General features: G+C 36.0%; 26 protein-coding genes and 2 tRNA genes. 17 read left to right on the forward strand and 11 right to left on the reverse strand.

Annotated elements, in window-relative coordinates:
• Positions 1 to 6: 6 nt before the first annotated feature.
• Positions 7 to 1,398 carry a type III PLP-dependent enzyme domain-containing protein gene (locus CGC47_RS03005; RefSeq protein WP_013997603.1) on the reverse strand — a complete coding sequence of 464 codons (1,392 nt, stop codon included), beginning with the start codon at positions 1,396 to 1,398 and terminating at the stop codon, positions 7 to 9.
• 417 nt (positions 1,399 to 1,815) lie between these two features.
• On the opposite strand from CGC47_RS03005, the gene CGC47_RS03010 reads away from it, so the two are divergent.
• Positions 1,816 to 3,450: an ABC-F family ATP-binding cassette domain-containing protein gene (locus CGC47_RS03010; RefSeq protein WP_041999994.1), complete on the forward strand. Its 1,635-nt coding sequence runs from the start codon at positions 1,816 to 1,818 to the stop codon at positions 3,448 to 3,450.
• A gap of 108 nt (positions 3,451 to 3,558) precedes the next feature.
• Positions 3,559 to 5,724, forward strand: coding sequence for a multiheme c-type cytochrome (locus CGC47_RS03015; protein WP_041999991.1), 2,166 nt, complete (start codon positions 3,559 to 3,561; stop codon positions 5,722 to 5,724).
• Positions 5,725 to 5,976: 252 nt separating this feature from the next.
• Here CGC47_RS03015 and CGC47_RS03025 read toward each other — a convergent pair whose 3' ends face one another.
• The 7 genes from CGC47_RS03025 to CGC47_RS03050 form a co-directional block, all read right to left on the reverse strand.
• Positions 5,977 to 7,044, reverse strand: coding sequence for a WD40/YVTN/BNR-like repeat-containing protein (locus CGC47_RS03025; protein WP_041999988.1), 1,068 nt, complete (start codon positions 7,042 to 7,044; stop codon positions 5,977 to 5,979).
• Between the two features lie 129 nt (positions 7,045 to 7,173).
• A complete protein-coding gene (locus tag CGC47_RS03030; RefSeq protein WP_041999985.1) occupies positions 7,174 to 8,229 on the reverse strand; it encodes a phosphotransferase in 1,056 nt (351 codons plus the stop codon).
• 68 nt (positions 8,230 to 8,297) lie between these two features.
• The gene (locus tag CGC47_RS03035; RefSeq protein ID WP_095899964.1) at positions 8,298 to 9,164 is read right to left on the reverse strand and encodes an NTP transferase domain-containing protein; all 867 of its coding nucleotides are present in this window, start codon (positions 9,162 to 9,164) and stop codon (positions 8,298 to 8,300) included.
• Between the two features lie 108 nt (positions 9,165 to 9,272).
• The gene (locus CGC47_RS03040; protein WP_095899965.1) at positions 9,273 to 10,229 is read right to left on the reverse strand and encodes a PhoH family protein; all 957 of its coding nucleotides are present in this window, start codon (positions 10,227 to 10,229) and stop codon (positions 9,273 to 9,275) included.
• Positions 10,226 to 10,627: a transposase gene (locus tag CGC47_RS10890; protein WP_232779684.1), complete on the reverse strand. Its 402-nt coding sequence runs from the start codon at positions 10,625 to 10,627 to the stop codon at positions 10,226 to 10,228. The genes CGC47_RS03040 and CGC47_RS10890 overlap by 4 nt, the downstream gene beginning before the upstream one ends.
• Positions 10,628 to 10,643: 16 nt before the next feature.
• Complete coding sequence (locus tag CGC47_RS10895) at positions 10,644 to 11,102, reverse strand: IS5 family transposase (protein WP_231552269.1); 459 nt, start codon at positions 11,100 to 11,102, stop codon at positions 10,644 to 10,646.
• A gap of 165 nt (positions 11,103 to 11,267) precedes the next feature.
• A complete protein-coding gene (locus CGC47_RS03050) occupies positions 11,268 to 12,329 on the reverse strand; it encodes a DUF3810 domain-containing protein (protein WP_041999976.1) in 1,062 nt (353 codons plus the stop codon).
• Between the two features lie 50 nt (positions 12,330 to 12,379).
• On the opposite strand from CGC47_RS03050, the gene CGC47_RS03055 reads away from it, so the two are divergent.
• Positions 12,380 to 13,840 (forward strand): aminoacyl-histidine dipeptidase, encoded by a 1,461-nt coding sequence (locus CGC47_RS03055; RefSeq protein ID WP_095899966.1) that lies wholly within the window; start codon positions 12,380 to 12,382, stop codon positions 13,838 to 13,840.
• Between the two features lie 107 nt (positions 13,841 to 13,947).
• On the opposite strand, the gene CGC47_RS03060 is transcribed toward CGC47_RS03055, so the two are convergent.
• Both CGC47_RS03060 and CGC47_RS03065 read right to left on the reverse strand, forming a co-directional pair.
• Positions 13,948 to 14,550, reverse strand: coding sequence for a 50S ribosomal protein L25/general stress protein Ctc (locus CGC47_RS03060; protein ID WP_013997614.1), 603 nt, complete (start codon positions 14,548 to 14,550; stop codon positions 13,948 to 13,950).
• 28 nt (positions 14,551 to 14,578) lie between these two features.
• On the reverse strand, positions 14,579 to 15,520 hold the full coding sequence (locus CGC47_RS03065; RefSeq protein ID WP_041999477.1) for a ribose-phosphate pyrophosphokinase: 942 nt from the start codon (positions 15,518 to 15,520) through the stop codon (positions 14,579 to 14,581).
• Between the two features lie 149 nt (positions 15,521 to 15,669).
• Here CGC47_RS03065 and CGC47_RS03070 point away from each other — a divergent pair.
• The 5 genes from CGC47_RS03070 to CGC47_RS03090 all read left to right on the forward strand — a co-directional run bounded on the left by CGC47_RS03070 (position 15,670) and on the right by CGC47_RS03090 (position 18,923).
• Positions 15,670 to 15,749, forward strand: a tRNA-Leu gene (locus CGC47_RS03070).
• Between the two features lie 86 nt (positions 15,750 to 15,835).
• Positions 15,836 to 16,840, forward strand: a complete 1,005-nt coding sequence (locus tag CGC47_RS03075; protein WP_041999479.1) for a metal-dependent hydrolase — start codon at positions 15,836 to 15,838, stop codon at positions 16,838 to 16,840.
• Positions 16,841 to 16,943: 103 nt separating this feature from the next.
• Positions 16,944 to 17,822, forward strand: coding sequence for a cell division protein FtsX (locus CGC47_RS03080; protein WP_041999480.1), 879 nt, complete (start codon positions 16,944 to 16,946; stop codon positions 17,820 to 17,822).
• Between the two features lie 33 nt (positions 17,823 to 17,855).
• Positions 17,856 to 18,107: a DUF3098 domain-containing protein gene (locus tag CGC47_RS03085; RefSeq protein WP_013997618.1), complete on the forward strand. Its 252-nt coding sequence runs from the start codon at positions 17,856 to 17,858 to the stop codon at positions 18,105 to 18,107.
• Positions 18,108 to 18,923, forward strand: a complete 816-nt coding sequence (locus CGC47_RS03090) for an undecaprenyl-diphosphate phosphatase (protein WP_041999482.1) — start codon at positions 18,108 to 18,110, stop codon at positions 18,921 to 18,923.
• Position 18,924: 1 nt separating this feature from the next.
• Here CGC47_RS03090 and CGC47_RS03095 read toward each other — a convergent pair whose 3' ends face one another.
• The gene (locus CGC47_RS03095; RefSeq protein WP_013997620.1) at positions 18,925 to 19,362 is read right to left on the reverse strand and encodes a retropepsin-like aspartic protease; all 438 of its coding nucleotides are present in this window, start codon (positions 19,360 to 19,362) and stop codon (positions 18,925 to 18,927) included.
• Positions 19,363 to 19,455: 93 nt separating this feature from the next.
• Here CGC47_RS03095 and CGC47_RS03100 point away from each other — a divergent pair, with 93 nt between their 5' ends.
• From CGC47_RS03100 to CGC47_RS03140, 9 genes are all read left to right on the forward strand, one after another.
• Positions 19,456 to 20,223 carry a TatD family hydrolase gene (locus CGC47_RS03100; RefSeq protein ID WP_172458710.1) on the forward strand — a complete coding sequence of 256 codons (768 nt, stop codon included), beginning with the start codon at positions 19,456 to 19,458 and terminating at the stop codon, positions 20,221 to 20,223.
• 58 nt (positions 20,224 to 20,281) lie between these two features.
• Positions 20,282 to 21,412, forward strand: a complete 1,131-nt coding sequence (locus CGC47_RS03105) for a 1-acyl-sn-glycerol-3-phosphate acyltransferase (protein WP_041999484.1) — start codon at positions 20,282 to 20,284, stop codon at positions 21,410 to 21,412.
• A 3-nt stretch (positions 21,413 to 21,415) separates the two neighbouring features.
• Positions 21,416 to 22,447: an asparaginase gene (locus CGC47_RS03110; protein WP_095899967.1), complete on the forward strand. Its 1,032-nt coding sequence runs from the start codon at positions 21,416 to 21,418 to the stop codon at positions 22,445 to 22,447.
• 63 nt (positions 22,448 to 22,510) lie between these two features.
• Positions 22,511 to 22,598, forward strand: a tRNA-Ser gene (locus tag CGC47_RS03115).
• Between the two features lie 52 nt (positions 22,599 to 22,650).
• Complete coding sequence (locus tag CGC47_RS03120; RefSeq protein WP_013997624.1) at positions 22,651 to 23,367, forward strand: MotA/TolQ/ExbB proton channel family protein; 717 nt, start codon at positions 22,651 to 22,653, stop codon at positions 23,365 to 23,367.
• 36 nt (positions 23,368 to 23,403) lie between these two features.
• Positions 23,404 to 23,781 carry a hypothetical protein gene (locus tag CGC47_RS03125; RefSeq protein WP_013997625.1) on the forward strand — a complete coding sequence of 126 codons (378 nt, stop codon included), beginning with the start codon at positions 23,404 to 23,406 and terminating at the stop codon, positions 23,779 to 23,781.
• Positions 23,782 to 23,791: 10 nt separating this feature from the next.
• A complete protein-coding gene (locus CGC47_RS03130; protein ID WP_013997626.1) occupies positions 23,792 to 24,403 on the forward strand; it encodes an ExbD/TolR family protein in 612 nt (203 codons plus the stop codon).
• Between the two features lie 14 nt (positions 24,404 to 24,417).
• Entirely contained in the window at positions 24,418 to 24,897 is a 480-nt protein-coding gene (locus CGC47_RS03135; protein ID WP_013997627.1) for an ExbD/TolR family protein, read from the forward strand.
• A 171-nt stretch (positions 24,898 to 25,068) separates the two neighbouring features.
• A complete protein-coding gene (locus CGC47_RS03140; RefSeq protein ID WP_041913620.1) occupies positions 25,069 to 25,299 on the forward strand; it encodes a putative signal transducing protein in 231 nt (76 codons plus the stop codon).
• The last annotated feature ends 94 nt before the right edge of the window (positions 25,300 to 25,393 follow it).

The following is a 25,393-nucleotide window of genomic DNA, read 5'->3' on the forward strand; positions in this document are numbered from 1 at the left end:
AATTATTTAGTATCCTAATATTTTCAGCATTTCTTCTGCCTTTTGTTGCTCCATAAATAAACGAGAAGTGATTTTACCATTTTCGTCTTTATCGATGAGTATAATTTTAGGCTGTGGAATTAAGCAGTGTTGCAATCCTCCTACTCCACCGATGGTATCCTGATAGGCTCCTGTATTGAAAAAACCAATATACAAAGGCTTGTTTTTGTTATATTTAGGAAGATAAATTGCATTCATATTTTGCTCACTATTGTAATAATCGTCACCATCACAAGTGAGCCCTCCGAGTAAAACACGCTCGTACTCGTCATTCCAACGATTTATCGGCAGCAACACAAATCGCTTGTTTATTGCCCAAGAATCGGGTAAAGTGGTGATAAACGAAGAGTTTATCATATTCCATTTCTCGCGATCATTTTGTTGCTTTTGGTACATAATTTCATAAATGGCTCCACCAGCCTCACCTACAGTAAAGCTTCCGAATTCGGTAAAAATATTAGGTACAGGCACTTTTTCTTGATCACAAGCAATTTTTATCTGGCGAATGATTTCATCTACCATATAAGCGTAATCATACTCAAAAGCCAATGAATTTTTGATAGGAAAACCTCCGCCAATGTTCAAACTATCTAATTCTGGTGCTGCTTTTTTAAGCTGTATGTACACCTTTAAACACTTCAAAAGCTCGTTCCAATAGTAAGCATTATCCTTTATACCTGTATTGATAAAAAAATGTAACATCTTAAGAGTTACCTTTTTATTATCTCTAATTTCCTTATTGTAAAAAGGAACAATATTCTTATATCCTATACCGAGGCGGCTGGTATAAAACTCCGAACGAGGATCTTCTTCTGAAGCAATACGAATACCGATATTGTACTGACCTTCAACCTTTTGGTCGAAAAGATTGATTTCCTCATAATTATCAATCACAGGCATACAATTTTTGTATCCGCGATTTATCAAATCAGCAATACCGTCGATGTATCCATTTCGTTTGAATCCGTTACAAATGATGTAGTTATCTTGGGTAATGCGCCCTTCCTTTATCAAATTATTGATGATATCAATATCAAAAGCCGATGAGGTTTCTAAATGAATATCATTTTTAAGTGCCTCAGTCATTACGTGCTTAAAATGAGAGCTTTTAGTACAATAACAATAATTATACACCCCTTTATAACGATGTTTTTTGATGGCTTTGTCAAACCAACGTTTTGCGCGTTGAATATTTTCGGAAATTCGGGGTAAATACATAAATTTTAGAGGAGCTCCGTATTGGCGAACTAGCTCCATTAAATCAATATTATGGAAACGAAGCTCGTCAGCCTCTAAACGGAATTCATCTTGTGGGAAGTAGTAGGTTTGATCTATTAGGTCGATGTATTTGTTTTTCATTTTTGATGATTTTTTATCCTAAAAAGGAGTGAGTAATTAAGTTATAATGCTTATAAAATCAATATTTTATAGGAAACACATCCTAAAATAGCTCAAAAAATCTCAAATACGCAACGACCAAAGCCCCTTTTGTAGTACAACAAAAGGGAACTTGGGCAATAAAACCGAGCGAAAACACCATAAGGCAACTTTCTCCCGAAAAAAAGTTTTTTTAGAAACTGATACTTCTCTTAAAACAGTATTCATTAACTTTTTATTTATCAATAAATTATAAAAATCATCCTCTGTACACTTCAATAGGGCATACGCAGGGTACAAACATAATGATTTTTGATGATTTTTTTAAAATTTTGATATACAAATTTTGTACTTGGTCTTTTTGTTTACCTTTGCAGACTAATTTTTGAGTTTAATGTAATGGTTTCAGTCAATGGTTTATCAGTAGAATTTGGGGGAACTACCCTATTTTCAGACGTTTCTTTTGTAATCAATCCGCAAGATCGAATTGCTTTAATGGGCAAAAATGGCGCGGGTAAATCCACTTTATTAAAAATTTTGGCAGGTGTGCGTCAGCCTACCAAAGGCAGTATTTCCTTTCCTAAAGACTGTAATATTGCCTATCTGCCTCAGCATTTAATGACTCGTGACGGACGTACCGTATTTGAAGAAACGGCACAAGCATTCTCGCATCTACACCAAATGGAAGAGCGTATCAATTTCCTCAATGATGAACTTACCCGAAGAACCGATTACGAATCAGACGATTATATGAAGCTCATTGAAGAAGTATCTGCATTGAGCGAAAAATTCTACAACATAGAGGATACCAATACAGATGCCGAAATTGAAAAAACATTACTCGGATTAGGCTTTACCCGTAATGACTTTCACCGAAAAACCGATGAATTTAGCGGAGGATGGCGTATGCGTATTGAACTTGCCAAATTACTACTGCAAAAGCCCGATGTACTCCTTTTAGACGAGCCTACCAATCACTTGGATATTGACTCCATCGGTTGGTTTGAGGATTTTCTTATAGGTTCGGGTAAAGCCGTAGTGGTAATTTCACACGACAGAGCCTTTGTGGATAACATCACCAACCGAACCATTGAAGTTACAATGGGGCGTATTTACGACTACAAAGCCAAATATTCACACTATTTGGAGTTACGTAAAGAACGTCGGGCACAACAGCAAAAACAATATGAAGAACAGCAAAAAATGATTGCCGAAACGCAAGAATTTATTGAACGATTCAAGGGTACCTATTCAAAAACCTTGCAAGTACAGTCACGAGTAAAGATGCTTGAAAAATTACAAATCATTGAGGTTGATGAGGAAGATACTTCAGCCTTACGTTTGAAATTTCCGCCCTCACCTCGTTCAGGGAACTATCCGGTAATCGCTGAAGATGTAGGTAAATCGTACGAAGGCAAAAAAGTGTTTGCTGATGCCAATTTCACCATAAAACGAGGAGAAAAAGTAGCTTTCGTGGGTAAAAATGGGCAAGGAAAATCAACTATGATTAAGTGTATTATGCAGGAAATCAAGCACGATGGAACGCTAACCTTAGGTCATAACGCCCAAATTGGATATTTCGCTCAAAATCAAGCTTCCCTTTTAGATGATGAACTTACTGTTTTTCAAACTATTGATGATATTGCCGTGGGAGATATCCGAACTAAAATTCGTGACATCCTCGGAGCGTTTATGTTTAATAAGGAAGCGAGTGAAAAAAAGGTAAAGGTACTCTCCGGAGGCGAACGTACGCGACTAGCTATGATAAAGTTACTACTGGAACCCGTAAATCTACTTATTCTAGATGAACCTACAAACCACTTAGATATGCGTACCAAAGATATTCTAAAACAAGCTCTTTTGGAATTTGACGGCACCCTAATTGTAGTGTCACACGATCGAGATTTCTTGGACGGATTAGTATCAAAAGTATATGAATTCGCTGATGGTAAAGTTACCGAACACCTTGAAGACATTTACGGATTCTTACAAAAGAAAAAAATGGAAAACTTGCGAGAAATTGAACGCAAATAGAAAAAACGTTAAGCCGATAGAGAACAACTATCGGCTTTTTTCATAAAAATACGCTTCGGAAAATGATAACATTGTTGTACCTTTGTCGGTAGCTGACATTGAAAACCTATGCAAAAAAAATATCTTTATATCATCATTCCCCTGGTTATTATTCTCATAGGAGTAGGATTCTTTTTTCACCTACCAAAAACTTCGGAAAAAGGATATACTAATATTGTTTCTTCTGAAAATCAACACTCAAAACCCATCAGCCCTGAAACTTGTAGAGATTGCCACCAAAAAGAATATACCGATTGGCAATCGTCGCATCACTTCAAAGCAATGGAAATTGCTACGCAAGAAACCGTTTTAGGAGATTTCAATAACACCACTTACACTGCCGATGGGGTAACCTCACATTTTTATAAAAAAGAAGATAAATTCTACATCACCACAACGGATAGTGATGGTAAACCTCACGATTTCGAAGTACGCTATACCTTTGGTTTTTATCCGCTACAACAATATTTGGTTGCCTTTGAAGGTGGAAGATTACAAGTAACTCGACAAAGTTGGGATAGTAGAAAGCAACGTTGGTTTCATCAATATGAAAAACAGCACATTCCGCACGATGATTGGTTACATTGGACAGGAAATGCCCAAAACTGGAACCTAATGTGCGCCTCCTGTCATAGCACCAACCTAAAAAAGAATTACAATCCTACCGACGATACTTACCAAACCACCTATACGCATCTAACAGTAAGTTGTGAGAGTTGTCACGGCAATACACAAAAACATTTACAAGCCGTTAAAGACAAAAATTATGTAAAGGGAAGTGATTCTTTGTGGAATATATCGGAACAGCACACCGAGATATTGCGTTGCGCTCCGTGTCATTCCCGAAGGGGCGAAATTGGAGGAGAATTTATTGATTCGAATTCTTTTTTAGACAATTATTTACCCGAAATACCAAGTACCCCCAACTATTATGCTGATGGACAAGTTTTAGAAGAGAATTACAAATATGCTTCCTTTCTGCAAAGTAAAATGTATCAGCACGGTGTTCGATGTAGTAATTGCCACGACCCACACACCACCAAGCTCAAAGCACAAGGCAATCAATTGTGCTTACAATGTCACGATACGGAAAAATATAATCATCAAACTCATACCTTTCATCAGCCTCAGAGTGAAGGTAGCCTTTGTGTAAAATGCCATATGCCTACCAAAACTTATATGGGAAATGACATTCGTCACGACCACGTATTTCGCATTCCGCGCCCTGACCTTTCTGCCAAATACAACGTACCTAACGCTTGTAACGAATGCCACAGTGACAAATCGGCGCAATGGGCAAATACTCACGCCAAAAAATGGTATGGTAACTTAAACAAAAACAACCATTTCGATGAAGATTTAATATTAGGAAGCTCTTCTAAAAACCCAAATCGTATTGAAAATTTAAAACGATTGTTAGCCTCGGAAGATTATCCTGAAATCATAAAAGCTACAGCCTTACATTATACAAGTGAAATCCCTACTCAAACAAGCATTGAGTTGCTAAAATCACATCTTAATCACAACAACGAACAAATTAGATACCAAGCCGTTCGAGGGCTCAATAATTTCCCAATTACTTATTACGAAACTGAAATTTTACCTCTTCTGAAAGATAAAATAAGAGCCGTACGTATCGCTACAGCCGATTTATGTCTAAATCACTACGGGCTACAAGCGGCACTCACTAAAAACGGATTTCAAAAAGCCTTTAACGAATTGGAAAGTTTTATCTTGCATCAATCTGATTTTGCCAGCGGAAGTGCCATTGCAGGTGATTTCTATGCAAAAACCGAACAGCACCAAAAAGCATTGAAATTTTACCAACGTGCTTTACATAAAGACAAAACACTCAATTACGTACGTTTGAATTTGGCTACCCTATTAAATGGGCAAAAACGCAACTCAGAAGCCTTAAAAATGTTACAAGAAGCGGCATCGTATGAACCTAAAAATGCTCAAATCGTTTTTCGGCTTGCGCTACTGACTTATGAAATGGAACAACCCGAATTAAGCCTCAAATATTTTGAAAAAACAATACAATTAGAGGATAAAAACCCACGCGTTTACTACAATTACGGATTGCTACTACAAGAAATGGGCAAAGTAAAACAAGCTGAAAATATTTTTCTAAAAGGATTACAACAATGGGCAGATCACAAAGACCTCCGCTATGCGCTCTACACCCTTTATGCACAACAAGGACAGTTTGAAAAAGCTAAAAAATATCAGTAGAATTTGTTTTGAGTTAAAATAATATTTTCGCTACATTTACCCAAAAAATAATATGATTACTCAAGGACAACTAATTTTTGCCATAGTTTTCTTCATTGGCTTTGTACTAATTACCACATACAGCTACCGCAAGGATAAAAAACTACACCAGAAATATTACAAGGGTAGCAGATATATTCTCTTAGGTTTCGTTTTCTTTCTTTTGATGCTTTTTCTACTTAAATATATGATGAGATAAACTCCAAAAAAGGGTTATTTTTGTAATGTGAATTTAATACGGAAAAGGGTTATTTTACCATTCGCAGAGGCAACAAAAGTATTTCTATCGAGAAACAGCATCGCGTGATAAGCCCCTTCGTCCACCTTTTGCCATTGTTTCCCACCACTATTGGAAAACCAAATACCATTTGGGCCAGTTGCCAAAAGTTCATTGCCTTTTGTGTCTGGTATATATTTTACGCAACTTACATATCCTGGAGCAAATTTTTCATCAATGGTTTGCCATTTTTTTCCACCATCAAAAGTTAAAGCCCCTATTGCTTTTTTATTTTCAGGTTGCAAATAATCCCCTCCCATAACTATTCCTTTTTGAGTATCGTAGAAATCTACAGAAAAAGCTCCTTGAGAGCTGCTGCCTTGAATGATTGGCAAGGTTACTGCTTCCCAGTTTTTCCATTGTGTATCGGTAATAAATATACGACTTTGACTACCTCCTGTAATGACCCATACCTTACCGAAAATTTGAGCTATATTAGAGTTACTTGCCGCAAAAAGAGCCTCATCTTGTGCCATTTTAGGAAGTTTTTCGCAAGTGATTTTCTTCCAAGAAGCGCCACCATCTTTGGTGGTCAGTACCGAAAGGCAACCCTCAGTAGCATCGCCTACTGCCATACCATTTTCGGAGTCAAAAAACAGCATACTATCATAAAAAATAGCATCGTGTTGCTCACGGTACACCTCTCTCATTTGACTATCCGAAGTTTTAAAAATCATCGCAGGATTTCCTGCCGAAAGCATTAAAAAGTCTTGCTGTGTTGCTCCTACCGAACGAAAATCAGCATCTATTCCTTTATTTTTGAGAGTACTATGAAAAATAGTAGCATTCTTAGTATCAATAAATCCAAAAACACCTCCACTACCTGCAAATCCGACATTTTTTTCATCCAAAAGTGTCATTGCTCTAACACTTGTTGCCTCAATTTCAAAGGATTTCATCTGGGAAAGTGCTGCCAATCGTGGCTGGTATGTCTCCCTTTCACTCTTACAAGCTACTATAAATAAAAAAATACCCCAAAGCAATGGTTTTATAGTTTTTTTCATAATATCATCGATAAGAAAATCTGCTAGTTACAAAAATACGATTTTTTTTTATGATATCACATCTTAACCTTAACAAAACCTTGCTTTAGGATATTTTGTAGTATAAAATTGTACGAATTTTAAAGCTATCTATCCAAAATATTTTTGGGTGATTTGGCGTAATTCTGCCTCCTTAGCTTCCAATCGTTGTAATAATACAAATTGATTTCGAGCTCTGATGAAGTTTTCTTCTTCAAAATGAGTTTTGAAATAGATATCGTTATTGTAATAATCGGTCAAGAAACGTACCCCGATGATAAAAATCATATATTTCGCACCATCGAGAATCATTGCCTTTTCCGTTGGCGTCATTACTTCTTTCATTACGGAGAAGCCTTTACAGATAGCTTCAAAAAATGAAACATTAAAAACGATTTTGCTATCATCCATTTCATTTTCATTGGTCGGGCTTACCGAAGTACGCACCATATCCCCAAAATCATAAAGCAAAATACCTTGCATAACTGTATCCAAATCAATAACTTTGAAATCATCTGGATTTTCCTCGTTAATCAGTACATTATTTATCTTGGTATCATTATGCGTAACTCTTTTCTGAATTTTACCACTATCAACAGCTTTTTGAACCTCGTCAAAAATCACCTTGTGGGATTGAGCAAAGGCATACAATTCTTTGGCTTTTTCGATACGCTCGGGTTTAGCCTGTGCGTAAGCTTGTTCAAGTTGCTGATAACGAAGCATTCCATTATGAAAATCAGGAATAGTATCTTCTAATTTTTGGGTGTCAATATTGGCAAAGGTTTTTATAAAAGTTGCATAAGCCGAGGCTGCTTTTTCTGCCTGCCAAGGCTCTTGTACAAATTCATAGGCGGTATATCCTTTGGCAAAAGGTACAACACGCCAAACGGCATTGTCCGCCTCCACGGAATAACCTCCTGCTTTGGTGGGTATCATATTTAAAATGATTTCATTATTAGGTTCAGATTCCCAAAGCAATTCTATGTTTTTGATTATAGCGTGTGGTTTTTTGAATACATTGGTGTTAATCCCTTGCAAAACATATTCTGTTTGTGAGGTTTTTACCAAAAAAGTATAGTTTATATGTCCGTTTCCAAAAGGAGTTACGGATTGTATTTCGCCCTTCATATCAAACAAAGGCGCTATTTTTTCTGCTGTAGTTTTCATTATTTTTAAAGTTATATTATTTATTGAGCTGTAAGTAAAATACTTACAGCTCTTTAAAAATGTTTTTTTTATAATGTTTCAGGATATTTACCAGCCTTAACTAGTGAAGTGATTTCGTTTTGTACCATTTCCAAATCTTGACGATACGTCATTCCGAACCAAGCATCATTATTAGGCAATACTTCCAATACATATCCTTCTTTTTCAATAAAATGCTGTACAATTAGCGGAATGAAAAACTCCGATTTCGGATTATTTTTGTTTTCTTGAACAAATTGAGCAAAAAGTTTTTCAGAAACCTCAAAAACCGCTTCGGTAAAGCCCCAGAAATTCATCGAAACGAAGCTGTTAATGTCGTATTTTACATTAGTTTCTTCGTCGAGTACCGTATTTTGGTCAATTTTTCTGAGTTTAACGGCTTCAACAATAGACTTCAAATGATTATTTGCATCGACAGTACAAATACCACGAGCTACGGTTCCGTTTTCACTCAAAGTATTACAAAGTTTGTAACCCGCTGCAAAAAAAGTTTTTCCTTTTCCCGACTTTAGTGCCTTAGCCATATGTTCAAAAGCATCCTTTCCGTAATAGTCATCGGCATTGATAATTAAAAACGGATTTTTCACTTTCTCCTTCAAGCAGAGCATCGCGTGACCCGTTCCCCAAGGTTTTTGGCGTTCAATACCTTTAGGCGCCATCTTATCTTGATAAACAAACGAAACAGGCAATCCTTTAAAACGATTTTCAAAATGTTTTCGGACAAGCTCATCAATTTCGGAACGAATGATTAGCACCACATCGTCAAAACCTGCTTCCAAAGCATCATAGATACTATAATCGAACAGCGTATTTCCGTTATAAACTCCTTCTAACTGTTTATCGGAACCGAAACGAGTTCCTAATCCTGCGGCCAATACGGCTAATGTTATCTTCATTATATTAAATTTTTGATTGTTATTCAATAATTTATCACTTTAAAAAACTTTTTCTCAAACAGACGCTAAAATACAAAAATTGCAGGTCAAAAAAAAGAAAAAAAGACTTTAATTTCCTGACTCTACATTTTTATAGCTTTCAATGATACTTCTTACCAAAGGATGACGAATGACATCTTTATCGTCCAAATGCAATATACTTATACCTTTTACGTTTCGCAATATAAGCAACGCCTCCTTAAGTCCAGAGGTAACTCTGCGAGGTAAATCGACCTGTCCTGGGTCGCCCGTTATCATAAATTTGGCATTACGCCCCATACGAGTAAGAAACATTTTCATTTGTGCGTGTGTGGTATTCTGCGCCTCATCAAGAATAACAAAGGCATTGTCGAGGGTACGTCCACGCATAAAGGCCAAAGGAGCAATTTGAATGACTCCCGTTTCTAAATACCCTGCTAATTTCTCGTGCGGAATCATATCACGAAGAGCATCATACAAGGGTTGCATATAGGGGTCTAACTTTTCTTTAAGGTCACCAGGTAAAAACCCTAAGTTTTCGCCCGCTTCCACCGCAGGACGCGTGAGAATAATTCGTTTTACTTGCTTCTCTTTCAATGCCTTTACAGCCAATGCCACCCCAGTATATGTCTTCCCTGTACCAGCAGGTCCTACGGCAAAAACCATATCGTTTTTCTGCATCAAATCTACCAATTTGGTTTGATTTTTGGTTTGCGGACGGATTATCTTCCCTCCTACCCCGTGAACAATAACATCTTTACTGTTTTGAGCAGACACCTCAGGTTGAGGCATTCCTCCAGAGGCAAATATCCCCTCAATGGCTCGTTCATCAAGCTGATTGTACTTTCCTAAATAGCTTACCAAAGCTGTTATTTTTTCTTCAAATTCTTTCAGAAGTAGTTCCTCTCCGAAAGCAAGAATTTTATTACCACGAGCAACAATTTTTAGCTTTGGAAAATATTCTTTTATTTTTTTAATGTTTGATTCCGATTCTCCAAAAAATTGTTGAGGACTTACATCGGTTAGTTCCAAGATAATTTCGTTCAAAATAGAAAAATTTTAAAAGTTAAAACGGCTACAAGGTAACGTTTTTTATTGAAATTATCAATACTTAAACCAAAATAATACCCTTCAATTTTTAAAGCCTGTTTAAATTTTTTTGAGTAAAATTTTATAGCGGATAATTTGACCATATTTTCTGAGTTTTCTAGCAGTAATTCATAATTTCTACATAATCTTCGATCATTGTCTAGCCAAGCAAAAGTGCGTTCTATCACCCATCTTTTAGAAATGGGATGAAAATCCTTTTTCCTTTGATCATTTCTCATAACTACCTCAATGATATAACCAAATTTATTCTTCACTTGTTCGATAATCTCTCCCCTATAACCTCCATCGGCAAGGATAATCTTTAAAGGAATGAATAAATATGCCAAAGTTCTCATCAGAAAATCTGTCGCCTTACCATCGTGAATATTGGCTACTGTGGCTATTACTTATTACTGCTAATAAAAATCCGTTTTTGTCCACTACTATATGTCGTTTAATGCCTTTCACTTTTTTGTTTCCTTCAAATCCTTTCAACGAACGATTATTGCCCCATTTTACACTCTGGCTGTCCACTATTCCGAGACTAGGTACTTTGTTTTGGTTTCTTTTAGTCCTTACTTCTTCGCGTAATTTGGAAAGAAGTAAATCAAAATCCTCTGCATTTGCCCACTTGTTATAGTAGTAGTAAACCAATTGCCATTTTGGAAAATCACCAGATAACATCCGCCATTGGCATCCTGTTTTTACAAGATACATTATGGCGTTCCAAATAGTTCTTAAATCGTGTTTTCGCTTTCTTTCATTGAAATTCAAAGTTTTTTTTATAAATTGCCACTGATTGTCAGTGATATCTGTTGGATAATTTTTCATCGTAACATAATTGTTTATTCACCAAAAAGTTACGAAAAAATATTTAATATCAACAGCTGACAATCATTTTTTTTGTTTTTATAAAAATTCTCAATACGAATTTTTGTAATATCTTTTTTAAACAGGCTCTTAATTTTGAACTTCATTATAAATTTATTAAATAATTTATTCCTGCTCTAACTGCCAAATAATCAGTTTAGTTACAAAGTCATAACTACGGATTCCTTCTTGTTGATTATTTGCTTTCAAAAATGCATCATAACTAGCTTTAAATAAGGGTTCTGCTAGATTTTGATATTGTTGCCAAAATTGGCGTACTTCCTTGTAGTTTTCAAAAATTCCTTGACGAAGTTGCCCAATAAATTCATTATATTTTTGAGTATCATTTTTACGTACTTCTGCAAGTAAATATTTGAGAGCAAACAAAGTAGCACTGTATTGAAAATAAAGGTCTTGACTTTCTTTTGCCATCACGTAACCTATAAAATTAGCTTCATTTTCAGCAGCATACCCCATCTGATGAGCAATTTCGTGACAAGCCGTCACAGGAAGTGAATAGCCAATCATTAAGGCATTTACCTGAGCTTCATTAGTAAACGGATTCAGATAACCACTATACCCCATATAAGTGAGCAATGGGCTATATAACGAGTTTTTAACACTTTTATATCGGTATTCAAAAGCAAAAGGAATGATAAAATCAGTTGAAAAACAGCGAAATGCTTCTTGATAAATATTTTGTAAGGATTGCTTATAAACTACTTTTTCATCAGCATTTAAGGTCAGTTGCAAGTGTAATACATTGGCTTTATTGACAAGCTTTTGTGTACTACGAAGAAGAGCGACTTTAGAATGTTCCTGCGCTACTTTAAGTGATTTTTCAAGCGGAAGACGAAAATAATTGAATCCCCAAAGCAAAAAAAAGACAAATATCAGTTGTACTCCAAAAAAAGTAGCTTTCCCTAAAAAAATTATTGGCTGTTGACGAATTTTCTTTCTATTATTTACTAAATAAAAAATTACAAAACCTATCAAAACGGTATAAAAAATATCACCCACGGAAAAAGGTAACCATCCGAATAAAAAATGAAAGATTTGAGCTATTATCGGATACAGAAAAAGGCTGTAAAACTTTTCAGTAATGTGCGGAAAGTTACGAAACAAGAGCCAAATAGCCACCAGTATCAATATTACCATTCCCTTAAAAACTTTTGATTTTACTTTCATAAATAGATTTTATTTAGGTACTTTGTAGCATCACACAAAAATAACAAAAAATGAATACAGACATAAAAAAACTACAGCCCCAATCCCTTTGGGGAAATTTTGCGGATTTGAATGCGGTGCCTCGTCCGTCAAAAAGGGAAGAAAAAGTAATTGCTTTTATGATGGATTTCGGAAAGAAATTAGGTTTGGAAACCCTAAAAGATGAGGTGGGAAACGTAATTATCCGAAAACCAGCAACAAAAGGAATGGAAAATCGCAAAAAAGTCGTCCTTCAGTCGCATCTGGATATGGTTCATCAAAAAAATAACGATACCGTTTTCGATTTTAGTACAGAAGGTATCAAAATGAAAATTGAAGGCGATTGGGTAAAAGCTGAAGGAACCACCCTTGGTGCTGATAACGGAATTGGAGTGGCGGCAATAATGGCTATTTTACAAAGCGCTGATATTGAACATCCTGATATTGAAGCTCTTTTTACTATTGATGAAGAAACTGGAATGACTGGAGCAAAGGGACTTAAAGGCGGATTACTCAATGGCGATATTCTTCTGAATTTGGACACTGAAGAAGATGATGAAATTGATATAGGATGTGCAGGAGGTGTTGATGTTACCGCTTTCCGTGAATACGACCAAGAAGAAATTCCGCAAGATGTGGTTGCTTACAAAATCGTTGTGAAAGGATTACAAGGCGGACACAGCGGAATGGATATTCACAAAGGTTTTGGCAATGCCAATAAAATAATGAATCGTTTGCTTTTCGATGGTTTTGAAAATTTTGGATTACGAATTTCGGAAATAAATGGCGGTGGATTGCGTAATGCAATTCCTCGTGAAAGTACTGCCATTGTGGTAGTTGATAAAATCCAAAATGAAGCGTTTGAATTTGAATTCAAGCAACTTACTGAAGTAATAAAACACGAATTGCAAATAACCGAGCCTAATCTGTCTATCGCTTTGGAAAGTACAAATTTGCCCGAAAACGTTATGGAATTGGGCGTTCAAGAAGGAGTTTTGCGTTCCATTTACACGGCACACAATGGCGTTTACGCGATGAGTAAAAGTATTTCGGATTTGGTAGAAACCAGCAACAATATTGCACGTGTGGTTGTTAAAGACGGAGAAATAAAAATTCATTGTTTGACACGTTCTTCGGTGGAATCGGCAAAATTTGATTTGGCAAATGCGTTGCGTTCTGCTTTCGAGCTTTCAGGATTCGAGGTGGAATTTACAGGAAGTTATCCAGGTTGGGAACCTGATGTAAATTCTTCTATATTAAAGGTTTTAAAAGAACAATACGAAAAATTATTTGGAGAAAAACCCAATGTGGTTGCTTGTCACGCAGGATTAGAATGCGGAATTTTAGGGCAAAATTACCCGAATATGGAGATGATTAGCTTTGGTCCTACCATCAAAGGAGCACATTCTCCTGATGAAAAAGTGAATATTAAATCTGTTCAAAAATTCTGGAAATATTTGCTTGAAATTTTGAAGAACATTCCTCAAAGGTAAACCTAAATTTTAGGAAAAAGAGGAATAACTTTTTTATGTAAAACTGTAAAAATTTAAAAAGCCTTCCAAGTTGATTTGGAAGGCTTCTTTTATGTTATTTGGTAAAATTATTTCTTTTTCCCACCTTTTTCTGCTTTGGCAGCCTCTTGAGCAGCTTTCATCGCAGCACGTGAAATTCTTACTTGTAGAACCACGGTATTATCTGGGTGCATAATTTTGTAGTTTTCTTGTGGTAATTTAGTAATATATAACTTATTACCCATCTCCATACCTGAAATATCAACAGTAACAAAATCAGGTAAATTGTTTGGCAATGCCTTAACTTTCAATTTACGGTTTACGATACGTAAAACCCCACCTGCCATAACACCAGGAGAAGTACCCGTTACTTTGATTGGCACCTCAATAGTCACCTCTTTATCATCGTGTAGTTGATAGAAGTCAATATGAAGGATTTTATCAGAAACTGGGTCGAACTGAATGTCTTGCAAAATAGCGTTGTATTTTTGTCCGTTATCTAATTCAATTGCAGCAGTATATACGTTAGGAGTATAAACGATGCCTTTGAACGCCATTTCTTCTGCCGAAAAGTGTACAGCACTATCCCCTCCGTATAATACGCAAGGTACCTTTCCAGCATTACGTAGGGCTTTGCTTGCTGCTTTGCCCACGCTTTCTCTTTGAGATCCTTTGATTGTAATTGATTTCATTTAAAAAATATTAGTATTAAAAATTAGTTTACATTAAAAATTTGGAGCTGATTGAGCTATTATCGTGTACTCGATGCATCACCTCGGCAAAAAGCTCAGCACAACTCAACACTTTTATCTTATTGCTCTGGCGTTGCAAAGGTATGGAATCTGTTACAATTAACTCCTCTAATTCAGAATTTTCTATACGTTCATATGCTCCACCGCTCAAAATAGGGTGTGTTGCAACGGCTCTAACGCTAATTGCTCCTTTTTCTTTCATCAGTTCAGCCGCTTTAACCAAAGTTCCAGCCGTATCTACCATATCATCTACCAAAACAACATTTTTATCTTTTACCTCACCGATAAGCTCCATTGTTTCAATAACATTAGCCTTTTTACGCTGCTTGTAACACACTACCACGTCGCTGTTCAAATATTTTGAGTACGCATAGGCTCTTTTAGAACCTCCCATATCAGGTGAAGCAATACTCATATTCTCTAGGCTAAGGCTTTGCAAATAGGGCAAAAAGATTGTAGAGGCAAATAGATGATCAACGGGTTTTTCAAAGAAACCTTGAATTTGGTCAGCGTGTAAATCCATAGTGATAATTCGGGTTGCCCCTGCCGTTTCTAAAAGATTGGCTACCAATTTAGCAGCTATAGGCACTCGAGGTTTGTCTTTTCGGTCTTGTCTTGCCCAACCAAAATAAGGCATTACCGCTGTAATATGGCGCGCAGAAGCTCTTTTAGCAGCATCAAGCATTAACAACATTTCCATTAAATTTTCACACCCAGGATTTGTTGACCCTATTATAAATACCCTCGCCCCACGAACCGGCTCTTCAAAAGAAGGCTGAAATTCTCCATCACTAAAGTGAGAAAATTTTACATTTCCGAGTTGAGTTCCGTATGCCTTAGCTATTTTTTCAGCCAATTCTACGCTTTGTGTACAAGCAAAAATTTTAGGTTCGGGTACAATATATGCCATAATATACTGATATAATTTATTTTAGTTTTTTTGGTTTGTTTCTTTGACAGTGCAAATTTAAAAATAAAAATAATATTTTCATTTTTTTCATTTATTTTTTTGCATCTTCCAAAAAGTTTTATACATTTGCAACCGCAATGAAATAGCAAGCCTGAGTGGCGGAATTGGTAGACGCGCACGACTCAAACTCGTGTTCTTCGGAGTGTGGGTTCGATTCCCACCTCAGGTACAAAGCAAGAGCCTTAAAAACAATAGTGTTTTAAGGCTTTTTTGTATTTATTACTTTTGAAGAAAATAACAGCTGACACATAATATATGGATTCGTTAACACAAATTGTTTTGGGAGCTTCAATCGGAGAAGCTATACTTGGTAAGAAACTAGGCAACAAAGCCCTTTTATACGGAGCCATTGCAGGTACTATACCCGATTTAGATGTTTTTGTAGGGAAACTATACGACCCCATAACCGCAATAACCATCCATAGAGGATTTAGTCATTCCATCCTTTTTTTCTTGATTTTATCCCCCGTTCTAGGAATCCTGTTACAGAAATGGGAATACAAAAAACAACTTTCTTTCAAACAGACAACACTTTTTTGGTTTTTAGGACTACTCACCCACGCCCTATTAGATGCCTTTACCACTTGGGGAACACAGCTTTTTTACCCCTCTAACCTTCGTTTGGCACAACACTCCATTTTCGTAATTGACCCCTTGTACACGCTTCCGTTTTCATTTTGTTTAATTATGGTGATGCGACTAAAACGCGACCATCCAAAACGAAGAAAATGGAATAACATTGGGCTTATCATTAGCTCTTGCTATTTGCTTATTACCGTTTTGGTTCAGCAAATCGTTAAAAACAAGTTTGAAAATCAATTACAAGCTCAAAACATTCAGTATTCCCGAAAAATAGTAAAACCTGCTCCGCTAAACATCATTCTCTGGAATGGGATTTTTGAAACTGAAGAAGGGTATTATATGGGCGATTATTCCTTTTTTGATACTTCGCCAATAAGTTTTAATTTCTATCCGAAACAACCGCATTTGATTTCCGATAAAAAATCAGAAAAAGTGCTACAACAACTCTTTTGGATTTCGGAAGACTGGTGGGTCATTACTGAAAAGAACAATGAATTATTTTTCAACGACATCCGATTCGGAGTATTAGGATACGACCAACCCGAGCCCGAATATGCCTTTAGCTACAAACTCTACCAGCAAAATGGAGTACTACAAGCCCAAGAAGTGGCTAACAAATCTAAAAGTCGGGCTAAAGAATTGTTCTCTGCTTTGTGGGAACGAATACAAGGAAAATAAATCTTGTTTGGTGATATGAAAAAATATTTCGCCTACATAAGACCTTATTATTTTTAAAGTTTTTGTACTTTTACCCAATCGTTAAACAGAACCTTGAAAAACAGTGGCTAAATCAATAGATAAATTCAACAAAAGAAGACTGATAACTTCGTACTTTTCAGTCACTTTAAGCATAACATTAGTGCTTTTTTTGCTCGGATTGCTCGGGTTTTTACTCCTCAATGCCCAACGTTTGGCAAACTATTTCAAAGAGCAAGTTTCTGTAAGTATTTCCTTAAAAGACGACGCCAAAGAAGCCGATGTACTTCATCTGCAAAAAACACTTTCGGTTGCTGAATTTGCCAAATCCGTTCGATTTGTTTCTAAGGAAGAAGCTGCCGAACAATTCAGCCAAGAAATTGGAGAGGATTTTTTATCATTTATTGGTGTGAATCCGCTACAAAATTCTATTGATTTGAGTTTGAAGGCAGAATATGCCGAACCTGGAAAGATGGAAGAAATTGCTAAAGAAATCGGTCAAAATCCATTCGTTACGGAGGTAACTTACGATAAACCTTTGGTGGCTTTAATCCACGAAAATGTAGAAAAAATAAGCCTCATCATTCTCATTATAAGCGGCTTATTCACCATAATTGCCATATTACTCATCAACTCATCAATACGTCTTTCCATTTATTCGAAGCGCTTCACCATAAAAACGATGCAATTGGTAGGAGCTACACGCGGATTTATTCGTCGTCCGTTTATTATAACCAATGTTCGCTTAGGAATTTACGGTGCTGTATTTGCAATGTTGCTTTTGTATGGTTGCATCAGCTATTTAAACAATAGTTTCCCTGAATTCGGACTAATGACTGACCGTAGTATTACCATTATGGTTTTTTCAAGTATTTTGATTATCGGCATTTTGATTACTTGGTTAAGCACTTTTTTTGCTGCACAACGTTTTCTAAACCTGAATACCAACGACTTATATTACTAAAGTATAACTCAGTGATAAAACATAAATAAACCTATGACAGAGAAGAATAAACATCATTCAGAATTGATTTTCAAACGTGAAAATTACATTATTATGATTATCGGATTAGCCGTTATCGCTTTAGGATTTATACTAATGAGCGGTGGTGGTAGCGATAATCCTGAAGTTTTTGATGATTCGGTATTTAATTTTCAACGCATACGTCTGGCTCCTACCTTAGTTTTGATAGGTTTTGCTATTGAAGTGGTAGCTATTTTGTATAATCCAAAGAAAAAACAAAAGTAAATGAACACGTTAGAGGCAATCATCATCGCTATCGTTGAAGGACTTACAGAATATCTCCCCATTTCATCAACTGCCCATATGATTTTTACAAGTTCGTTAATGGGCATTCAGGAAGATAAATTTGTAAAGATGTTTCAATTATGCATCCAGTTTGGAGCTATTTTAGCAGTGGTTACCCTTTATTGGAAAAAATTCTTTGATTTTTCTCGATGGCAGTTTTATGCCAAATTAGCCTTGGCAGTAATCCCCGCTCTGATACTAGGTAAGCTATTTGATGAAAAGATAGAAAAAGTAATGGGTGAACCCATATATATTGCTTTTGTGTTGGTCTTAGGCGGTATCGTTTTGCTATTCGTCGATAAATTGTTTAAAACCCAACCTATTGACTGCGAAGAAAAAATCGGATTTAAGCGTGCCTTAATCATCGGTTTTTGGCAATGTTTGGCAATGATGCCTGGAACCAGCCGTTCTGCAGCTTCCATTATTGGTGGGATGCAACAGAAACTCACCCGCGAAACAGCCGCCGAATTTTCGTTTTTTCTGGCTGTGCCTACTATGCTTGCCGTAATGGTTTATTCTTTATTTTTAAAGACTTGGACAGAAAATGAAATCCCACTTAAGGGCTACGAATTTTTGATGAACAGCACCGACCAATTAGGTCTTTTCATCTTAGGAAATGTTATCGCTTATATCGTAGCCATACTGGCAATCAAGGGCTTTGTAAACACCATCAAAAAATACGGATTTAAAATTTGGGGATACTATCGTATCGTAGTCGGGATTTTGCTTATTCTCTATTTTACTCAACAACAATAGCTTATTTCAAAAAAAGTGTTTTTTTAGGATAATCTATAATTGCTTTGCCTTTTTTGAGAATATCAGCACCGATGATTCCGTGAATGGGCTGGGTATCATATCGTTGCAAAGCGTTGTTCACGTGGCTTAAATCAAATAATACTAAGGAAACATTTTTTCGTTTCCATTTCCCGATTTCAAGTGTATTTTTAAGTGAAATTTGGGTGTCCATTTCACTTGCTCCAGCTCCAGCAGCCTTAATTTCCGAAAAATCGGTCTGCAAATTAAAAAAATCAATACTATCCAGTCCCAAACACGTATTAGAGGCTCCTGTATCTAACAAAAAGCGTCCCTCTACCCCATTGATACTGACTTTCAGCTCCAAATGCAATGTTTTAGTGGGTAACAATTCAATAGCGCTATAGCCTTGTTCCTTAAGAATTTTCTTCAATGAAGTCATAAATAATAGAATCGTAAAAGGTTCAAAATGGATTTGTAGCCTTATTGCTACTTGTTAATCTTTATCGTACTTTTGCAAATATAAATACAAAAAATGAATATTACCGATACCCACACACATCTATATAGTGAAGCTTTCGATGAGGATAGAAATGAAATGATACACCGAGCCATTTCCTCAGGGGTAAGTCGTTTTTTTATCCCAGCCATTGATTCTACGTATGTGGAACGAATGTTTGAGTTGCAGAAAAATTTCCCGAAAAACATCTTTTTGATGGCAGGCTTACACCCTACACACGTCAAAGAAAACTATTTGGAGGAATTATCTATTGTCGAAAAGTTACTCGAAGAACATACTTTTTATGCCATAGGCGAAACGGGAATCGACCTATATTGGGATAAAACTTTTCTTTCAGAACAACAAAAAGCCTTTAGTAAACAAATACAACTGGCAAAAAAACACAAACTGCCCATCGTTATTCACTGTCGTGACGCCTTTGATGAAGTCTTTGAAGTACTTGAAAGCGAAAAATCAGATGATTTATTCGGGATTTTTCATTGTTTTTCGGGCAATGAAGCACAAGCACAACGAGCCATCTCATACGGTTTAAAATTAGGTATTGGCGGTGTGGTTACTTTCAAAAACGGAAAAATAGATACCTTTTTAAAAAATATCAATTTAAAGCATATTGTTTTAGAAACTGATGCTCCGTACTTGGCACCCGTGCCCTATCGTGGAAAACGCAATGAAAGTGCCTATATTGTTGAGGTGGTCAAAAAACTTTCAAGCATATACGCACTTCCCGAAACAGAAATTGCACGTATTACCACGGAAAACTCCAAAAGTGTTTTTAGAATTTAATTGCTTTTTAAAAAACTTTTTTGTTTTTTTGCTACAAATTTTAACAGCTTGAAGGCATATTTTGGACCATTTTGAATCTATACGACCCTATCACGACAGTGAAATCCATAATATTTTAGAAGATATTTATGAGCATTCGCTGATGCAAGCTATGATGCTTTATGCCTTCCCTGAGCTCTCACAAGAGCAGCGTAACGAAAAATTACTATCCAATCATAGTATTTTTGACTTTCAAAGGCAAATTATGTATCAAGTGGTAAAGAAAGCCATTGCCAAAAGTATGGACGATTTTACCTTTGAAGGATTTGAAAAACTAAAGCCCGACACGGCTTACCTTTTCATTTCCAATCATCGGGATATTATTTTAGATACGTCACTACTCAATGTTACTCTTCACGACCACAACTTAAAAATGACCGCATCGGCAGTGGGTGATAATCTGATTCGAAAAAAAGTACTCAAAGCGCTATCGTTGCTAAATCGGAACTTTATCATTCATCGAAATTTGCCACCACGTGAGGCTCTTGAAAAATCTAAAATCGTTTCCAAATACATAAAATATTGTATTACGGCTCAGAATCGTTCAGTTTGGATTGCTCAGCGCGAAGGAAGAACCAAAGATGGTGACGACAGAACCCAACAGGGCGTACTGAAAATGCTTTCCTTAGCAAAACCCGAAAATCAGTCGGTTATGCAATATTTCAAGCAACTGAACATTGTTCCTATGGCAATTTCGTACGAATTTGATCCTACCGATATGATGAAAATACCAGCACTAATGGCGCAACATTACGGTGTTGAATACGTAAAATCAAAAAAAGAAGATTTTGAAAACATCTTCCAAGGGCTTGTGGGGCAAAAAGGCAGGGTACATATTTCGGTAGGCACTCCGCTAAACGATATTTTTGACAAGATTGAAATTGAAAATACTCACGTAAACAAACAATTACAGCAACTTGCCGATTATTTAGACCAAAAAATTCATCAACAATATAAACTATTTCCTACCAATTACATCGCTTACGATATGTTGTACCAAACCAATGCGCATCAACAATATTATAGCGAAAAAGAAATTCGTCAATTTGAACGAAGAATGAACAATCGGAGCAAATCGGAGAGCGATATTTCTAAAAGAAAATTCCTTGAAATGTACTCAAATCCTGTAAAAAATAAGCTTTTTGGATAAGTTATGCAAACCGAAAAATCAAAAATTTTACTCATCTACACTGGAGGTACCATAGGAATGGTCAAGGATTATAACACAGGGACGCTCAAAGCCTTTCAGTTTGAAAACATCGTACAACGATTGCCCGAACTCTCACAATTAGACTGCTCCATCGGTTCATATTCTTTTGACAAAGCGATTGATTCTTCGGATATGAACCCAAAGCACTGGCGCAAAATAGCAGAAGTAATTGAACAAAATTATGATAATTACGATGGTTTTGTAGTTTTACACGGCAGTGACACGATGAGCTATTCGGCTTCGGCACTGAGCTTTATGCTTGAAAATCTTTCCAAGCCTGTCATTTTTACAGGTTCTCAACTTCCTATTGGAGATTTACGAACGGATGCTCGTGAAAACCTAATTACCTCCATACATTTAGCTAGTTTAAAAGAAAATGGCAAGTCGGTCATTCAAGAAGTTTGCTTATACTTTGAATATAAACTATATCGTGGTAACAGAACTACCAAAATCAATGCTGAGAACTTTCAGGCATTCGTTTCGATGAATTATCCTACCCTTGCCGAAAGTGGCGTACACCTAAAGGTTTTTAGGGAAAATTTGCTACCTCAAAAAGACAATTTACCCCTTATCGTTCATAAAGAGTTTGACGAAAATATCATCATTATCAAAATATTTCCAGGAATCACTGAAAAAATTTTGAAAGGTATCTTTTCTATAGAAGGATTACGAGCAGTTATTTTAGAAACCTATGGTTCGGGTAATGCCCCTACTGAAAAATGGTTTTTGGAAACCTTGAAAGAAGCCATTGAAAAAGGAATTTCGATAGTAAATGTCACCCAATGCTCTGGTGGAAGCGTACTTTTAGGCAAATATGAAGCCAGCGAATACCTAAAAGAGCTCAACATCATCAATGGAAAAGACATTACCACAGAGGCAGCAGTCACAAAAATGATGTTTTTACTTAAAAAAAATATAAATTATAACTCACTGAAAAACAGTTTTGAAGAAAATTTATATGGGGAAATTGAATAAAAAAACTTCAATTTTCTTTAATAATCAAAAAAAAATTCGTTATTTGGCTTTCTGAAACTCAAAAGAGAGGTGGCCGAGTGGTCGAAGGCGCACGCCTGGAAAGTGTGTATACGTCAAAAACGTATCGAGGGTTCGAATCCCTTCCTCTCTGCTTTATTTAAAACGAAACAATCTTTATTAACTAACAAATTAAAAAAATTAAGATGAAAAAAATGTATTCTAAGCTAGTACTTCTAGCAATGTTAATTTTAAATGTAACAACTGTTGTAGCTCAAGAAGAACAAACAAAAGAAAGTTTTACACAAGTATTGAAAACCCGTTTTATTGAGGGGGGACCTGAGTTTATGGGGGTTGTATTATTGTGTTTGATTTTAGGTTTAGCCGTTGCTATCGAGCGTATCATTTATTTGAATATGGCTACTACAAACACTAAAAAATTGGCTGCTGATGTTGAAGCTGCTTTACAATCAGGCGGTATTGAAGCTGCCAAAGAAGTTTGCCGTAACACCAGAGGACCTGTAGCTTCTATCTACTACCAAGGTTTAGATCGCTACCACGAAGGTATTGATATGGCTGAAAAATCAGTAATTGCTTATGGTGGGGTTCAGATGGGACAATTAGAGAAAAACGTTTCTTGGGTATCTTTGTTTATCGCTATCGCACCGATGCTTGGGTTTATGGGTACGGTAATTGGTATGATTCAAGCTTTCGACAAAATCAGTGCTGCAGGAGGTTTAGATGCGTCTTTGATTGCTGGAGACATTAAAGTAGCGTTGCTTACTACGGTGTTCGGTCTTATTGTAGCTATTATTCTTCAAGTATTTTACAACTACATCATTGCTAAAATTGATGCTATTGTAAACGATATGGAAGATGCTTCTATCACATTGATTGATATGCTTTCTGCCTACAAAAGATAATTTTAGATTGTAAAACATAAAAAACAACTTTATATTATGTATAAAATATCAAAAATAGTTGCATTGGTTTTTGCAGTGTTGGCTATCATTCTGTTCGGAGGATTAGTGTACTCTGACATTGACCCATACACTGAGCTAATGTTCTATACCTCTTACATATTGTTATTTGCATCAATATTAGCGGTAACTGTCTTCGGTTTATTGAACATTGTATCATCTCCTAAAAAATTAAAGAAAACTTTAATCTATACTGGTGTTTTCTTTGCAATCGTGCTACTATCATACGCTTTTGCCTCAGGAGAAAACAATACTGAAAAATTAGTTGAGACTGGAATTATATCATTCTATATTTTAGGAGCAGTAGCTACAGGATTGATGATTTACTCCGGAATCAAAAGTGCAATTGTAAAATAAAAATACAATTATGGCAAAAAGATCAATACCCGAAGTAAATGCCGGTTCTATGGCTGACATTGCGTTTCTTCTGTTGATTTTCTTCTTAGTAACAACAACTATTGAAACCAATGCAGGTATTATGACCAAGTTGCCACCTAAAATTGATTTAAAAACTCCTCCACCTCCTGTTAAAGAAAGAAACGTTTTAGAGGTGGTTGTAAACAAGAACAATCAATTGTTGGTAGATGGTCAATTAATGGAACTGAAAGATGTTAGAAAAGCTGCCAAAGAGTTTTTGGATAACGGAGCCGATGGTTCTTGTGCGCATTGCCAAGGAAAAAAATTGGTAGAATCATCAGAAAACCCTGACAAAGCAGTAATTTCATTGCGTAATGACCGTGAAACTTCTTACAAAACGTATGTAGCTGTTCAAAATGAACTAATTGCTGCCTACAACGAGTTACGTGAGCGTGAGCGTGTGCGATTATTTCCTAACGAAGTATCCTTTATGGAAATGGATGCCGAATATAACGCGGCACGAACTCCAAAAAGCCGTAAGAATGAGTTAGAACCTAAAATTAAAAAGCTTCAAGAGCTTTTCCCAAGAAAACTTATTGAAGCTGAATCTAAGAAAAATTAAAATTCAGAATTAAAATGCCTAAATTCGCAAAAAAGAAAGGTAGTGAGTTACCACCAGTTTCAACGGCATCTTTACCTGATATCGTATTTATGTTGCTGTTCTTCTTTATGACAGTAACTGAAATGAAGGATAGTGACCTAATGGTAGTCAATAAAGTTCCGTCAGCCGACCAAGTTCAAAGGTTAGACAAAAAAGACCCTGTTGTGTATATCTATGCTGGGAAGCCTCTTCCTAAGTATCAAGATAAGTACGGAACAAATGCTAAAATTCAGGTAAACGATAAATTTGCTGATGTTTCGGAAATAGCGCCATTCATCTTACAATACAAAGACGGATTACGCCAAGAACTGCGTGAGCAATTTATTACTGCATTAAAAGTTGACGCAGAAACCAATATGGGACTAATCAGTGACATTAAAGAAAAATTACAAGATGTAAATGCTCTTAAACTGACCTATATCACTAAAGAAGGTTCTGCAATAGAGAAAAAATAAAAATTTCTGCAATATTTGAAAAGAGCTACCTAAAAAGGTAGCTCTTTTGGTTTACTAAAGAACTTATTTGTAACTTTGTCAGACAATTCACCTACTTAAATCAGTACTAAATTACACCATTTTTAAATTACTGATATTGTAAAATTATTTTAGAAACTTAACAATTAAATTATGTTAGAGACTAAGTTGAGAAAACTTTTTGAAGGATCAATAATTGAGGTGCAACGATTGAAATCAGCTTTAGAGGAAGCGGGCATTCAGCCCATCGTAAAAGACCGTTCTGAATCTGGAATTCTAGCAGGATTTGCAGGAGAAATTTTTATGCAAGCCGAGGTCTTCGTCTTTGAAGACCAATATGCCATAGCCTATGAGATTTTAAAGGCAATTGAAGAAAACTATTAAAATACATTTATGTATAAAAACCTTAACAAAAGTCATAAAAAGTAAATAGCTTGTTAAAATAAAAACCTTAAATTCTTTTTTTATGCTATAAAAA

Origin of the sequence: Capnocytophaga canimorsus (genome assembly GCF_002302565.1) — a bacterium.
Taxonomy (GTDB): domain Bacteria; phylum Bacteroidota; class Bacteroidia; order Flavobacteriales; family Flavobacteriaceae; genus Capnocytophaga; species Capnocytophaga canimorsus.